This is a genomic window from Leptolyngbya sp. BC1307, assembly GCF_002286735.1.
Taxonomy (GTDB): domain Bacteria; phylum Cyanobacteriota; class Cyanobacteriia; order Phormidesmidales; family Phormidesmidaceae; genus Phormidesmis.
The window spans coordinates 26,802-42,101 of sequence record NZ_NRTA01000020.1 but is presented as its reverse complement, the minus strand read 5'-3'; the positions used below and the strand labels follow the sequence as shown (position 1 = coordinate 42,101).

Genomic DNA, 15,300 nt, shown 5'->3' with positions numbered 1-15,300 from the left:
ACAAGCACAACAAGACTATGAGGGTAACCGCAAGTGAATTCTGAGCCCACCCGCCAGCGGGATGGCGCGCCGCTGAGCGATAAACTACTGGCCGCCATCGCCCGACATTTGAACCAGGATCATCTTAAAGACATCCTCGCCTGCGCTCGGGCCACCGCCGCTATCGACTGGGCAGAGCAAGCCAGCCTTATCCACTTAGATGCGGCTGGAATGAATATTGAGGTCAGGGGTTACAACAACGTGCAGTCTTTGCGAATTGACTTTCCAGAACCGGCGAGGGGCGTGCTATCACTGCGGCGGTTGCTGAGCGATATGATTACTGAAAGCCGAGCCCAGCTCGGTTGGCCTATTGCGAGGGACGACGAGTAAAAGAAGATGCAGTCTTTTAATTTTGCTGACAAGCTTATTGTGGTCATAGGGGCCGCTCAGGGAATTGGTGCAGCCGTGGCGCGATCGCTGGTGCTGGCTGGCGCGACGGTTGCAGGCTTCGACATTCAATCAGACAAGATATACTGCCGACGGTTAAGGGTTGAACTATTCAGGATTGTTGTGGTGAAATAAAGTGAGTCGTGCATAGCCTATAACGCGGTCATGATCAATCTAGAGTTCAGCGACGCAGCGATAGCAGCGCTTGACTACGAGCGCTACCATCACCCGCATCCGCAAGTGCAACGCAAAATGGAGGTGCTCTATCTCAAAAGCCAGGGATTGCCTCATCATCAAATTCGGCAGTTGTGCCGCATCCAGAGTAGAACGACGTTAGTGACTTACTTGCGGCAGTACGAGGAAGGCGGCATAGAAGCGCTCAAGCAACTGCACTACAAAGGCCAATCGAGCCAGCTCAACGCCCATATTGCGAGTCTCAAAGCTCACTTTGAAGCCCATCCGCCCCGAACAGCCGCTGAAGCCCAAGCAGAGATCGAACGCTTGACCGGGATCAAGCGCAGCCCGACCCAAATCAAAGCCTTTCTTAAGCGCATCGGGATGCAGTCGCGAAAAGTCGGCTACCTACCTGGAAAAGCCGCGACCCCCGAGAAGATCTCAGAGCAGGAGCAGTTTCGCAGGGATGAACTTGAACCGCGCATCGCTGAAGCACGAGCGGGAGAACGTGCCCTTTTTTTATCGATGCTGCCCATTTTGTCCACCGGGCTTACCTGGGTTTTCTCTGGTGCTTTACGCGCATCTTTATAGCCTCGCCGTCAGGCCGTAAGCGCTTCAACGTCTTAGGTGCCGTCAATGCCATTACTCATGAGGTGATTACCGTCACCAATGAGAGCTATATCAATGCCGAGAGCATCTGCCTGATGCTGGTCAAACTAGCCGCGCTGAATCTGAATATGCCGATTACAGTGGTCTTAGACAACGCCCGCTATCAGAAGTGTCGGCTCGTCTTTGCCCTCGCCGCCGCGCTCAACATCGAGTTGCTGTATCTACCGTCCTACTCACCGCACTTGAATGTGATTGAGCGACTGTGGAAGTTTGTCAGAAACGAATGCCTATACTCTAAGTATTACGCTGAATTCGACGATTTTAAGGCGGCGATTGACGCCTGTATTCAACAGGCGAACAGCACCCATCAACAGTCGCTAGAGACGTTGTTGTCTCTGAACTTTCAGTCCTTTGAAAATGTCCATATCTTAGACGTCTAGAGTATAGCATCCGTAAAAGCAGATCTGAGCCCGCAGCGATTTAATCCCTACGAGGTCGATGTCAGTGACGCTCTGGCGGTAGACAAGCAAATTCAACATATTGAACAAAGTCTGGGATCTATTGCGGGGCTGGTGAATGTGGCCGGCATTCTCAAGTGCAAGCCCGGGCATGGTTCAACCCAGGTTCCGCCAGCGTGACAGTCTGAGTCAGGGATAGATCCTTCAGAAGTCTATTTAGCCGGACTTTGAGGTTTTAATTTCCAATCCAAAGTGTTATCCTCGCTTGAACCACGCCCCTTTAGAGGGCTATGCCTATGTACTTAATATGCAGGCTTCAAAATTCATCATGTGGCGGTACCTATTGCCACCTTGCGTCCAATTGGAATACACAGCGGCGTCCCTGCAACCGGATCATCAATGATTCGACAGTCCAAGTCAAAGACTTCTTTCACCAGTGCTTCGGTCATAACCGCGCGAGGTGTCCCTTGCGCGAACACTTGCCCAGCTTTCATCGCGACCAGATGATCTGCGTACCGACAGGCGTGATTGAGTTCGTGTAGCACAATAACAATTGTTCGTCTTTCTTGCTGATTGAGATCGTAAAGTAAATCTAATACTTCAATTTGATGGGCTAAATCGAGAAAGGTCGTGGGTTCATCTAATAGGAGAATCTGAGTGTTTTGAGCCAGGGTCATAGCAATCCAGGCTCGTTGACGCTGCCCGCCCGAAAGGCTATCTACCGGCCGCTCGGATAAATCTTGGAGTGCGGTAATGGCGATCGCACTCTCGACCTGTTGTTCATCTTCCTCACTCCACTGCTGTAACCAACCCTGATGAGGATAGCGCCCCTGAGCTACTAACTCTCTTACAGTCAATCCTTCGGGAGCAGATGGCCCTTGTGGCAACAGTCCCATTTGCTTGGCGACCGCTTTAGTAGGCAGCTTGAAAATCGACGTGCCATCTAGATAGACAACGCCATGTTTGGGCTTGAGCAATCTTCCTAAGCCTTTGAGCAGGGTAGATTTGCCGCAGCCATTTGGCCCTACTAGCACTGTCACTTTGCCAGCGGGAATAGCAAGACTAAGATCGGTAATAATTACGCTGCGATCATAGGCCAACGTGAGCTGACGGGTAGTCAGGGCAACGGCACTAACAGGGTTGGGCATATCTATTGGGTGCATAGGGTAAGCGCTATAATCAAAGTAATTCATTGGGACTACAGTCTACTTGTACGACTACAGGCTCGTCTGCAGAACTGAGCATGGGTCAAAGACCGCGATCACGCACTAACAGACACAGAAAATAAGGCGCACCAATGACCGCCGTGACAATTCCACAGGGCAGCTCAATCGGGGCAAACAACAGTCTGCCAATGAGGTCAGCGGCGACGACAACCAGCCCACCCGTTAGCGCCGCTACGGGTACGAGCCCTTCATGTGAGGGGCCAACGAGCTGTCGCGCAATGTGCGGTGACATCAGCCCCACAAAGCCGATGCTGCCTGCGGTGGCGACCGCTGAACCTGATAGCGCTACCGCACTGAGCAGTAGCCAGCCGCGCTGCCATTCCAGCCGACTGCCGAGCGATCGCGCCACATCATCCCCCAACTGCAACGCATTCAGTTCACGGCTCAACAACAAAGATAATAAGCCGAAAACAATCAGCCAGGGTGTGAATGCAATGGCCTGTTCCCAACTTCGTCCATACACACTGCCCGCCAGCCACACCAGCGCCTGACTCACATTATTGATATTGCCAAAAGTGACCATGATGTCCGTCAGTGCGCCCGCAATCAAGCTAAAGCCAATGCCGACTAAGATCAAGCGTACCGGAGAGCTACCGCCTTGCCACGCTAAAAGATAAATTAAGATAGCTACGGTCAGCGCTCCGCCAAAGGCTGCTAAAGGAAGTATCGCAATCGGAACTGAAGGAAAAACAACAATCAACGTGACAGCCGCAAGGGCTGCGCCTGCGTTAACACCAATGATGCCAGGAGAGGCCAAGGGATTGCGGGTGATGCCCTGGGTGAGGGTGCCTGCGATTGCCAGCGCCATCCCTACCCCCCAAGCCACCAGCGTACGCGGCAATCGCAGCGTATTTACAACAAATTCGTAGTCAGGATTGTCCGTCGGTAGGCCAAGAATTGTCCGAACCACATCCAGCGGCGGCACCGGGTATTCACCTTGGCCAACGCTCCAAATCATTGCTGCTATCGTTGCCAGTATCAGGCCCAGCAAAATCTTAGGCACCCGCCTATCTAACCTAAAAGATAGACGGGCTGTGCGAAACACCAGCCACTGAAAGGGTTCCTTTGTCACCGATGATTTTGTTAGATAGTCCATCTCAGCGCCTCACCTGTAAACGTGTGAGCTGAATAAAAAACGGCGCACCCAGCAGCGGCATCATAATGCCTACCGGTAGTTCTTGAGGTTGAATGATCAGCCTAGCGACAATATCTGCCAACAGCAACAAAATTGCCCCGACAATTGCCGAATAAGGCAAAATCCAACGGTAGTCGGCTCCGGCCCAAAAGCGGACAATGTGGGGGACAATCAGGCCGACGAACCCGATAGGTCCGGCGATCGCCACCGACCCGCCCGCCAACAGAACCACGCTCACCGCCGCAATCCCTTTAGTCCAAAGTGTGTTTTGCCCGAGACCTTGGGCGATCGCCTCTCCCAAACTCAGCGTCGTTAGCTGCTTCCCCAGTGCTAAGCCCAACAACAATCCCACTGCCAAATAAGGCAACACCTGCACCACCAGCGCCATATCTCGCCCTGCCACCGAGCCCGCTAACCAAAAGCGAATTTCTTCTAAAGTGCGCTGACTCAGGATGAGAATGCCTGTCGTTAGCGAGGAGACTAAGGCCGTCAGTGCCGCGCCTGCAATCGTAAGATTTAAGGGAGTCAAGCCGCCCCGTCCGAGGGAGCCTAAGCTGTAGACGGTGATCGCTGCGATCGCTGCCCCCACCATCGCAAACCCGGCATATACACTCAGCGAAGCAGCCTTCAGCCAAAAGACAGCGAGTACCACAGCAAAAGCAGCCCCCGCATTAATGCCCAAAATACCCGGATCGGCCAGCGGATTGCGAGTGAGCCCCTGCATAATCGCCCCGGCAGTGGCCACGGCTGAACCCACAAGCAGGGCTGTCAGCGACCTGGGCACCCGCACCGTGCGAATAATCAAGTGCTCGGTAGAGCCATTTGGCGCAACCATGGCCTGATAAACCGCTGCTGGCCCAATATCGGCAACGCCTAGCGCAATGCTGGCGACAAAGCAACCTAGCAACAGCAGGCAGCTTAGGATAATGCCGGTAACTAGCAGCGTTTCGGATTTAGCAGGTTGGGGCTGAATGGCTTGAGCGGACAAAAGAGCGTTACCTTAGCTAATGAGAAATATTCTCGCTAATAATACGCTCTATGGGTCTACCTTAGCAAGCTCATGGGTTGTATTTCAGGCTTGAACCACGCCCAAGTTGGCTATCTAAACCTTTTGAACTGTACCTGCTTGCAGTAATCGAGAGAAGTTGGAGCGAGCATCACAGGCGAGACCGATGCGATCGCCATACTCTACCACCCGTCCCTGCTCCAAAATCAAAATCTGATCCGCCCGTCTCACCGTCTCTAGCCGATGAGCAATAATAATGCCCGTACGCTTTCCTAGCAGCCGATCCACCGCTCGCTCAATCAGCGCCTCCGTCGTCGGGTCGAGCCGAGAAGAGGCTTCATCGAGTATCACCAGCCCCGGATCTTTCAAGAACACCCGTGCAAAGGCCAAAAGCTGTGCCTGCCCTGCCGAAAGCCCACTGCTGTCTGCCCCTAGCTGCGTATCTAGTCCCTGCGGCAAACGCTCTAGCCAGGGCATTAGGCCCAAATCCGCCAACGTTTTCAAAATTTGTTCATCTAAAATGCGCGGATTAAAAAACGTCAGATTGTTGCGTACCGTCGTTTGAAAAAGCTGCACATCCTGAGTCACAAGGCCGATCCGGTGCGGCAGTATACTCAGCGGCACCTCAGCCACATTTATCCCGCCCAAACATATCTCTCCATGCTGAATATCGTACAGTCGCAACAGCAGACGAGCCAGCGTACTTTTGCCGCTGCCCGTGCGACCCAACAGTCCTAGCGTTTGTCCAGCAGGTAGGTCAAAGGTTACATTCTCCAGCGTCGGCGCAGCGTCATACCCAAAGCAAACTGCTTCAAACTTTACATCCAGCGCTCCCTGCGGCAATACCGCCCGTCCCGCTGGATGTAGGTGGCTTTGTTGCTGCAAAAGATCTTGAATACGCTGAAAGCTAGCAGTGGCTTGTTGGAACTGTTCGAGTTCTTCACGGATTTTCTCTATAGGTTCTTCTAGCAGCGTCGCATAGTAATACAGCAGATAAACGGTGCCGATGGTGATAGCATTGCGGCTCCAGAGGTAGGCACCTAGGGCAAGGGCGATCGCCGTCCCTACCGAAAACAATCCCACCGTCGTTCCCCACAGCAGCGTGCTCGTCAGCCTAGCCCGGTGAAAAGCCTTCAGCCATTGCCGTAAAATGCGGTAGAAGCGATCCATCACATAGCCCGTTGCTCCATTCGCCCGAATATCTTCTAGTCCACTCAAATACTCTCCCACAAAGCCATAAAATTCAGCACTAATTTGGCGATACAACCGCCAGGGGCCAACAGCCAGAGCCTGCAACCGGCTTAAAATACCTAGCGCTATGACAGCAAACAGACTCAAGGCCAATCCCGCTCGCCAGTCTTCCCACCACAGCACGCCCAGCACACCCGCCACCAGCAGCCCATTTCCCACGACCTGCAGCACAAACTGAGAGAAAAAGCGAGAGAGCGCATCGACATCTCCATCGACCTTTTCTACCAGTTCACCGGGCGTATGGGCTTTGTGAAAGGCCAAATCGAGCTGAAGGCAGTGCTGAACTAGATCCAGACGAAGGTTGTTAGTCGCACTCCAGGCAACGGTTTCGCTGAAGTAGGTAGCGGCGACAGCTAAGCTTTGACGAATGAGGGCGATCGCCATAAACCCCAAAGCTGCCTGCACTAACAAACGCTGCGGCCCGCCAGCAACTGCCGTATCAATGAAATAGCGCAAAATCTGAGGATTGAGTACCTGCAAGCCAATGCTGGCGAATAGTGCGATCGCAATGCCAGCAACTCGACCCCGCTGGGGTGAGAGATAGGTGACGAGAAATTTGTTATAGACCCGCCCCGACTTACTCATGCACCAGATTTAACTTCACAAAACTCAGAGCAGTAGTGTAGCCAAGTCTGATGATTTAAAGGACGCTTACACGGAGTTTTTTGGCCCCTACTCGGAGAAAGTAGACCCAAAAAGCTGCTTACCTGTCAGAACAGCCCTGAAACAGGCACTAGGACTCGTTGCCTGCGTAAATACACAGGTAGCCTATACCAATGATAATTAATGCCATTAGAGTTGTCAGCCCATGACGCGATCGCCTGGCGTGGTTTAAAGTTGGCTGGTTTTGAGTAACACTCGCAGCTTAAATTAGGCTATCGACGACGATGGCCCAGCTTACTATTGTAGAAGGCCAGATAAGAATCACCCAGGCTCCGACACAGAAAATGGTCAATCGAAGTCACAGGCGCATACTGCCGCTCAGTTTCTGCCCATAATGCAGCAAAATCTTGCCAAGTCAGGTCAAGGCTTATATCAAATAGGAAGTACATTACTGTAGTATTAATGGGAACTGATCCTGTTAGAGATGCTTTTTTCAGCATTTCTAACTCTCTGCCCTTGTATTTGCCGCTATGAGTCTTTCTGCCACTTGCTTGAAGCAACATGCTAAGGAAAATGCGATCGCTAAAAAATGGCTATTGCGAGGTCTTTTAGTGGCAGCAGGTGCCCACTTAGGACTGATTCCCCTAATGGCTCTAATTCCACCGGATGCAATCGATCTGCCTGAGCGGATTGCCCTGGTGGTCACTGGCCCTACCGATCCGGCTGAAACGCCTGAGGAAGTGATCGAAGAAGTGCCGCCTGAAGAGAGTGTGGAAGCGCTGACAGAAGCATTAGCCCAAGCAGAACTAGCGGCTGAAGTGCAAATTTCAGGCGGATCATCAGCGCCACCTCCATCAATTTCCTCTTTTCAACCTGAGCCTCAGCCCGCTGCCTTGGACGATCCCGAACCCGTCAACGCTGACCCCATTGAGGAGGCTGAAGTATCGGAACCCGAAGACGAAGAGCCTTCTGCTGAGCCTGAGACAGAAGATATCGTTGAATCCGATGATCCCGCTTCAGAGCTGGAGGCCGAGGACCCTGAAGAAACGAATGAATTAGAGACTAGCGAGACAGAGGCCGACGAGACAGAATCAGACGGTGCCGAGGATGATTCAGAACCGATTGAAACCGCTGCTAATAATGCCGGTGATACGGAAGATGCCGATTCTGATGCGCCTGATGTTAACACCTTGAGAGATCGATTGAGGCGGGCTCGTGCAAGAGAAGGCGCAGGTGAGACTGCTACGGGAACGAGCGAGCCATCCTCAGCGCCGACTGGAACGGGGACGGAGACTGCGCGGCGTACTGGCCCGTCAGAGGGATCGGGATCAGGTACGGCGGATAGTGATGGCGATGGCGATGGCAGCGGGTCTAGTACTGTGAGGTGTCGTCGGTGCGATCGCCCTGAATACCCTGAAGAAGCCTTACAAGCAGAGGTGGAAGGATCGCCCTCAGTCAGCCTGGAGTATGACGAAAACGGTAGGGTCGTGGGTGTAGTACTAGAACAGTCGAGTGGCAATGCAGCCCTAGATGCAGCGGCGATGAATGCTGCCCGTAACTATGAGCTAGACAGCGGTGGGCGTAGCGGGTCGGTGTCAGTGGAAATCGATTTTGGCATTGAGGGATCAGAGCGATCTCGCCGTGCCCGCCAGAGAGGTGAGCGAGAATCTGTAACGGTACCCGAAAGAGAAGTTGTCAGAGATCCTGAGCGCGAGCAAAGCTCTCCCGCCCCAGAAGCTGCAACTAATCCGCCCCCTGCAAACAACCCACCCGCCAATCGCCCTGAAGACACCCCTATCACACCCGCTGCCCCAGAAACAGCCTCTCCCACACCTGCAAACACTCCAGAGCCCAGTCCTTCTATCTCAGAGCCTACACCTGCACCTTCTGCACCAGAGCCTGCACCGCAACCTGCACCTTCTGCACCAGAGCCTGCGCCACAACCTGCACCGCAACCTGTGCCACAACAACCTGCCCCCTCCGCCCCGGTTCCCGATATCAGTCCGCCAGGATAGTTTAGCAGGGGCTATTTGGCCCTAAAGTAGCGAAGCTGCGAAATGGGGCAATTTAGTTCATTTGTACCTTGTTAGCGCAATACTTCAGCCCTGATATGCTTAGCGACAGTTAAGCATGGAGGAACCTGGGATTATTTGCATAACCCCCCGGAAAGGCATATTCCAGATTGAGACTTTTAAGTCTCAATCTGACTAAGCTCAAGATGGTTTCGGTTAAAACCCACTAACTTCAATACTTTTAGCCAATAACTTATCGTCCTCTAAGCTAATCTAAATCTCAATATGAGTCTCATGATCGCTCAGTAGGCAGGGCTGAACTTGGCCTAAAACAGATCCCGACACTAGAGCTCAAACGGCGAAAAATCGTGAGTCTCACGGTCTAGCTATCACTGGTTGGGAAACGGCTGCAAGCCAGCCTCAGCAGTGTATTTAGCTCATGAAGATATGTTGAGTAGTTGCCTGATCGAGCAGCTAACCTGCCCCGTGGACTAGCCTATTTTGCTGTCTCAGGGGTGTCTCAAATATATCTTCCAGTCTCCGGATCGATGCCCAGTTCTTCGCATTCGCGGTTTGGGTCTAGGGTGATGCTGTCGGGGAGGGTGGTGCGGCAGAGCTTTGCCGATGTGAGTTGTTCGTCGGTTAAGTTTTGAGCCTCTTGCAGATTGGTGTTCAGCAGTTTAGCCTCTTGCCGGTTGGCGCCCTTCAGTTCAGCCCCTTGGAGCTGGGCTTCCTCCAGGTTAGCCCCTTCCAGATAGGCGCACCACAGTTCTAGCTTCTTTGAACAAGGTTTATGTGGCTGCCCGCTACAGGGCGGTAGGCGCTAGGCAGTAGCGATCGCGCCCCTGCTGCTTGGCGGTGTAGAGAGCAGCATCGGCCTGGTCGATCAAGATTTGAGCTTTCTGCCCCGCCGTTGGAATGACGCTGGCAATGCCCAGACTGAGGGTAATGCGCTGGCCCAAGGGCGAGGCCCCGTGGTACAGCCCCAGCTTTGCAAGGGCCTGCTGAATGGCGCAGGCGATCGCCTCGGCCCCAGCGCGACCGGTGTCGGGCAGCACCAGGGCAAACTCTTCGCCGCCGTAGCGGGCCACTAGGTCGGCGGGGCGCTGGGCCACCTGATCTAGAGCCTGGGCCACCTGCTGCAAACACACATCCCCGGCAGGGTGGCCGTAGGTGTCGTTGTAGGGTTTGAAGTAGTCGATGTCGCACAAAATCAGGCTCAGGGGAGCCTGAACCCGCAGCAGGCGGCTCCACTCCTGCTGAAGGTGAGTATCAAAGCTGCGGCGGTTGGCCAGCTGGGTGAGGCCGTCGTGGGTGGCCAGGTGTTCGAGCTGGCGGTTCACGGTCTGAATGTGCTGGTACAGCTGCGACTGCTGAATTGCGATCGCCAGCTGGATGGCTAGTCGCTTGAGCACGTCAAGCTCAGAGGCTTCCCAGGGGTGGGGGCTCTGGCCGTGGTAGGCCAGCAGCATACCCCACAGGCTATTGCCCTGCACAATGGGCACAATCACCTTGGCCTGAGCCTGGGTGAGGCGATCCACAGGGCAGGCAATTGTCTCTTCTGTCTGGATGTCGGCATAGGCTCTGACCTCGCCCCGTTGATAACTCGCCAGGCGGCTTTCGTCGACGGTGGTTTGGATTCTTTGACCCAGCAAGGAGGGCAGCCCCGCCGTGACCGCCTCGGCAATCACCGTGCCGCTACCATCGACCTCGAACCGATAGATCATCACCCGGTCAGTGCGTAAAAACTGCTGCACCTCGGTGACGGTGGTGGTGAGAATTGCCTCTAGGTCGAGGGTCTGGCGAATGCGCTGGGCAATCTCGCTGAGCAGACGCTCCTGCTCGGCCCGCCGCCGCAGGGCCGCCACCTCCGAGCGCCTGAGTTCGGTAATATCCGTGAACGATAGCACCACCGCGTAGGGCAGGGGGGCATTTGGGTGCTGCAAGGGGCGAGTGTTGCAAGAAATCCAGGTGGTGCCTTGGGGTTCGACTAGGCCCAGCACCCGATTGTTGACCGGCTGCCCGGTGCGCAGGGTGATCCAGGCCGGGTGGTCGTCGTCAGGGCAGGGAGAACCATCGTCTTGAATGAAGGTTAGGGCCATATCAGCCAGCGATCGCCCCACGATCTGCCCGCTTTGCAGGCCCACGATCTTGGCGGCGCTGGCATTGCAGGTGACCAAGGTGCCATCGGCCTGCACCACGGCTACCCCCTCAGACAGAGCTGCCACCACCGAACGATAGCGCTCTTCGCTGTCTTGCAGGTCTTGCAGCAGGGTCGTTTTAGCCTCAAATTCTTTAGCCAGGTGCAGGCTGGCCGCCAGGAAACCAGCCATTAACTGTAGGGTTTGCCGGTCAGCCCCCGTAAAGGCGTGGGGCTGGAGTGAGAAGACTCTAATTACACCGACCCGTTCTGCCTGGTATGTCAGAGGTACTACTACCACCGATCGCAGGCCGAGGGCCTGAACAATAGGAAGATTGCCATACCCATCGCTATCCACATCTGCACAGTACAGCGCTCGACCCTCGGTAAGGCACTGCCCGCCCAGACTGTTGGTCAAGGGCAATCGCCAGCCCAAATGGGCTTGGGCGATACCGCTGCCGGCCTGGCACACAAGCTCGGTGCCTTCTAATAGCTCAACGGCGGCCCCATCGGCTTGGGTCAACGACAGAGCGCTCTCCGCGATCACCGTCATCACCTGCTCTAGGCGAGGATTGACCAGGGCGACCTTTTGCTGGGTATCCACCACCTCAGATAGGCGTTCTAATTCTTGTTGCAGAGCAATCTCGGCCTGCCTACGCTCAGCTTCGAGCTGGGCGCGTTCGCTGATGTCTTTCATAAAGCAGTAGTGGCCGTGGCTCTGCTGCTGGTCGTCGTAGGCCACTACCATGAACAACTGCTTGTGGAAAATTGAGCCATCTTTACGGACTCCCCGAGCTTCGACATTTACCTTGCCCTCGGCCAGCATCTGCTCGTAGGCCAGGGTGACTCGTTCTAGATCGTCAGGGTGAACGGTCATTTGCCAGTTTTGGCCCACCAGTTCGTCTGGGGTGTAGCCCACCATGGCCGCGTAGGCCTGGTTGACGCTGAGGTAGCGCCCGGTGTGGTCTAACCGAGAAATACCTTCGACGGCGTGGGCTAAAGCGGTGCTCATTTCCCGCAGCTCGCGCTCGGCCTGTACGCGATCGGTAACATCTTGGGCGATGCCAAACAGGCGAACGATATTGCCCTGGGCACTGCGTTCGGCCTGGCCCCGGTCTTCGAGGTAGCGAATTACCCCGTCGCTGCGGGTACATTTTAGCCCGATGCTGTAAGGCTCGCCAGTAGTCAGGGTGCGCTCCACCGCCTGGCGCAGTCGGTCGCCATCCTCGGGATGGTAGAGCTGCAGCAGCTCGTCAAAGCTGGGTTCGCCTAGGGCGGGGTCGCGCCCCAAAATGCGAAATTTTTCGGCGGACCAGGTCACTTTTTGGGTGGCGACCTCGTACTCCCAGCTGCCAATGTGGCCGATCTTCTGGGCCTCTAGCAGCATGGTCTGGCTCTTGTGCAGGGCAAGCTCTGACTGCTTGCGCTCGTTGATATCCTGAATTTGAGCCACAAAATAGAGCGGCACCTGTCTCTCGTCAGTCACAATCGACACGCTGAGCATGACCCAAATCCAGTGGCCCTGCTGGTGGCGATAGCGTTTTTCGAGGTGGTAGTGGCGAATGTCTTGACTGAGCAGCTGCCTCACCAGGTCTAGATCGGTATCTAGGTCATCGGGGTGGGTGATGGCCTGAAATGTGGTGGCGAGCAGTTCGGCTTCGCCATAGCCCGTGATTTCACACAGCGAGCGATTCACCTCTAGCCAGTGGCCCTCTAGGCTGACTAGAGCCATGCCAATGCCGGCATAGTCAAAGGCGCTGCGAAAGCGCAGGTTGCTCAGGTGTAGGGCCTGGTTGCTGGCCTCTAGCTCGGCGTTGCGATAGGCCAGTTCGGCGGTGCGATCGGTCACCTTGGCTTCTAAAGACTGGTTGAGCTGTCGCAGGGCAAGCTCGGTGCGTTTGCGATCGCTAATGTTGTAGGCCGTTGATCGGCTGCTTACGTAGTTGCCCTGCTCGTCGTACTCGGCGATCTCGCTGATCAAAATCCACTGGGTAGTGCCATCGGCCCGCACCAGCTCAAACTCCAGATCGTCGATGCGACCCTGCCGTTTGAACTGGGGGAAGCTGGCGGCAAAGGTGGCTTGACCAGCGGGGGTAATCACATCCGAGAAGCGCAGCTGGCCCACCACCGCCTCGCGGCTGTAGCCCAGCCACCCCAGCTCGGTGTCGTTGATTTCAATAATTATCCCGTCGGCATCCAGGGAGTGATAGCCGCAGGGAGCCCCGTGGTAGAGGTTGTCGATGGCCACCCGCTGGGCGGCGGTGGTGGCCACCAGCTGGCGGGCCGACAGGCGCATCTCCAGTTCATCCATCACCACGGCGGCCAGATCGACCAGGGTTTGGGCTTCGTCAGCGGTGAGCTGGCGGGGCTGGCGATCAATAATGCACAGGGTGCCGAGGTTATAGCCATCCTGGGTGGTGAGGGGGGCGGCGGCGTAAAACCTGAGGCCAAACTCGCCCCGCACCAGGGAATTCGTCAGCGTGCGCGGGTCTTGCAGGGCGTCGGCAATGGCGTAGACCTCGCCCTGCAAAATTGCCGAGGCGCACAGCCCTGGCTCTCGATCAATCTGTTCTACGGCCAACCCGTGGCGCGACTTAAACCATATGCGATCGCTATCAACCACCGTAACCAACGCAATCGGCACCTGAAACAAGCGGGCGGCGATCGCTGTAATGCGGTCAAAGGCCCCATCCGGCGGCGTATCTAAAATGTGGTATCGCTGCACCGCCGCCAGCCTTTCAGCGTCGTCGGGTGAGTCATTCATTCTGGGCCTGCATGACGACTTGTTTGCAAATGTGTGCGTTTGCACTGTTTCTTTATAGTTCCCTTACAAACTAGGGGGCGATCAATGCTACCTACAGCTTCACAGGCTGTAATTTTACGGGCTGCGGTTAACGGGCACGGGGAAAACAGCGTGGGGACATTCCCTGCCCGAACTTCAAACCCACGTATGTGGCCCGATCATCCTCTCAGGGGCGGATGATCGTGTAGGTGCGCGAGGCCAGCCAGGGCCAGAAATCTTGGCCGGACAGGGGCCGGGCAATGTGGTACCCCTGGGCCAGGTCGCAGCCAATATGATTCAGGTAGTCGAGGATCTCGGCGTCTTCAACCCCTTCGGCGGTGCAGCGCAAACCTAGGCTGTGGCCCAGATCAACGATAAATTTGACCACCGTGCGCGACTCGGGGGATGTCATGGCCGTCATCACAAAGGACTTGTCGACCTTAATTTCGGAAAAGGGCAGCCGCACCAGCTGTAGCATCGACGAAAACCCGGTGCCAAAGTCGTCGATCGACAGGTGAAAGCCAATCATCCGCAGCCGGGTGAGCAGATCGAGGGAGGCCACGGGGTCATCCATGGCGCTGGTTTCGGTGAGTTCAAAGATCAGCCGGGTGGGGTCAACGCGGTGGGCCTCGCAGCGCTCGCGCACGCGCTCAAACAGGGCACTGTTAGTCAGGGTGCGGGCCGAAATATTCACCGACAGCATCAGGCGATCGCGGGTGGTGGGCGACAGCTGAGTGGCCCCGACGCAAAGCGACCCAAACCAGGCCAGCGCCTGATCGATCACCTGGTCGGTGATGGGATCGATCAGATCGCAGCTCTCCGCCAGGGGAATAAACCGCCCCGGCGGCAGCAGGCCGTAGCTGGGGTGAGCCCACCGCACCAGAGCCTCAACCCCGGCCAGTTCGCCCGTGGTGCAGAGCACCTTGGGCTGGTAGGCCAACACAAACTCCTGGCGATCAAGGGCCCGGTGCAGGTCGGTCAGGGTAATCTCGGGTGGCTCAGATGGGGCGATCGCAACGGTCGGCGGCGGCGGCGCAGTGCTAATCTGGCCGAGCAGCATCTCTCGCAGCTGGGGGGGCGAGAAGGGTTTGGCCAGCACCCCGGCAATGTCGAGGCCGTGTTCGGCAGCCGAGCGCCCGGCGGCGTCGAGCACCCGGCTGCCCACACCGCTGGTGATGATAATTTTGGCCCGGCACGACAGCTTGGCCAGCCGGGCCATCACCTCCATGCCGTCCATGGTGGGCATTACCAGGTCGAGGGCAATGTGGGTGGGTTGCCAGTCGTGGAGCAGAGCAAAAAATCGGTCGGGGTCGGGGGTAAAGTACACCTCCAAACCGGCAAATTCAGCAATCCGCTGAATGGTTTCCCCGGTCATGGGGTCGTCATCCAAAATCAACAGTCGGCGATCGCCCATCCCTTTACCGCTCTCTCCACGCGACTGTGGTGTATAGATCTGTCACTGCCCCATCCTCTATCCG

9 protein-coding genes and 1 pseudogene are annotated in these 15,300 nt (G+C 55.9%); 4 read left to right on the top strand and 6 right to left on the bottom strand.

Annotated elements, in window-relative coordinates; all coding sequences use genetic code 11:
* Positions 1-33 precede the first annotated feature (33 nt).
* The 3 genes and pseudogenes from CKL79_RS12530 (at position 34) to CKL79_RS12520 (ending at position 1,649) form a co-directional block, all read left to right on the top strand.
* Positions 34-369 (top strand): DUF2470 domain-containing protein, encoded by a 336-nt coding sequence (locus tag CKL79_RS12530; protein ID WP_121969922.1) that lies wholly within the window; start codon positions 34-36, stop codon positions 367-369.
* A 6-nt stretch (positions 370-375) separates the two neighbouring features.
* Complete coding sequence (locus CKL79_RS12525) at positions 376-561, top strand: SDR family NAD(P)-dependent oxidoreductase (RefSeq protein ID WP_121969921.1); 186 nt, start codon at positions 376-378, stop codon at positions 559-561.
* A 30-nt stretch (positions 562-591) separates the two neighbouring features.
* Positions 592-1,649: pseudogene (locus CKL79_RS12520) on the top strand (IS630 family transposase).
* Between the two features lie 344 nt (positions 1,650-1,993).
* Here CKL79_RS12520 and CKL79_RS12510 read toward each other — a convergent pair.
* The 4 genes from CKL79_RS12510 to CKL79_RS12495 all read right to left on the bottom strand — a co-directional run bounded on the left by CKL79_RS12510 (position 1,994) and on the right by CKL79_RS12495 (position 6,870).
* Positions 1,994-2,815 (bottom strand): ABC transporter ATP-binding protein, encoded by an 822-nt coding sequence (locus tag CKL79_RS12510; protein WP_121969944.1) that lies wholly within the window; start codon positions 2,813-2,815, stop codon positions 1,994-1,996.
* Between the two features lie 100 nt (positions 2,816-2,915).
* On the bottom strand, positions 2,916-3,989 hold the full coding sequence (locus CKL79_RS12505) for an iron ABC transporter permease (RefSeq protein ID WP_121969919.1): 1,074 nt from the start codon (positions 3,987-3,989) through the stop codon (positions 2,916-2,918).
* 1 nt (position 3,990) lies between these two features.
* Complete coding sequence (locus CKL79_RS12500; RefSeq protein WP_121969918.1) at positions 3,991-5,016, bottom strand: iron ABC transporter permease; 1,026 nt, start codon at positions 5,014-5,016, stop codon at positions 3,991-3,993.
* Between the two features lie 114 nt (positions 5,017-5,130).
* On the bottom strand, positions 5,131-6,870 hold the full coding sequence (locus tag CKL79_RS12495; RefSeq protein ID WP_121969917.1) for an ABC transporter ATP-binding protein: 1,740 nt from the start codon (positions 6,868-6,870) through the stop codon (positions 5,131-5,133).
* Between the two features lie 548 nt (positions 6,871-7,418).
* Here CKL79_RS12495 and CKL79_RS12490 point away from each other — a divergent pair.
* On the top strand, positions 7,419-8,903 hold the full coding sequence (locus CKL79_RS12490) for a TonB family protein (RefSeq protein ID WP_121969916.1): 1,485 nt from the start codon (positions 7,419-7,421) through the stop codon (positions 8,901-8,903).
* Positions 8,904-9,706: 803 nt separating this feature from the next.
* Here CKL79_RS12490 and CKL79_RS12480 read toward each other — a convergent pair.
* Positions 9,707-13,804, bottom strand: a complete 4,098-nt coding sequence (locus CKL79_RS12480; protein ID WP_121969915.1) for a PAS domain S-box protein — start codon at positions 13,802-13,804, stop codon at positions 9,707-9,709.
* Positions 13,805-14,009: 205 nt separating this feature from the next.
* A complete protein-coding gene (locus tag CKL79_RS12475) occupies positions 14,010-15,236 on the bottom strand; it encodes an EAL domain-containing response regulator (protein ID WP_121969914.1) in 1,227 nt (408 codons plus the stop codon).
* Between the last annotated feature and the right edge of the window lie 64 nt (positions 15,237-15,300).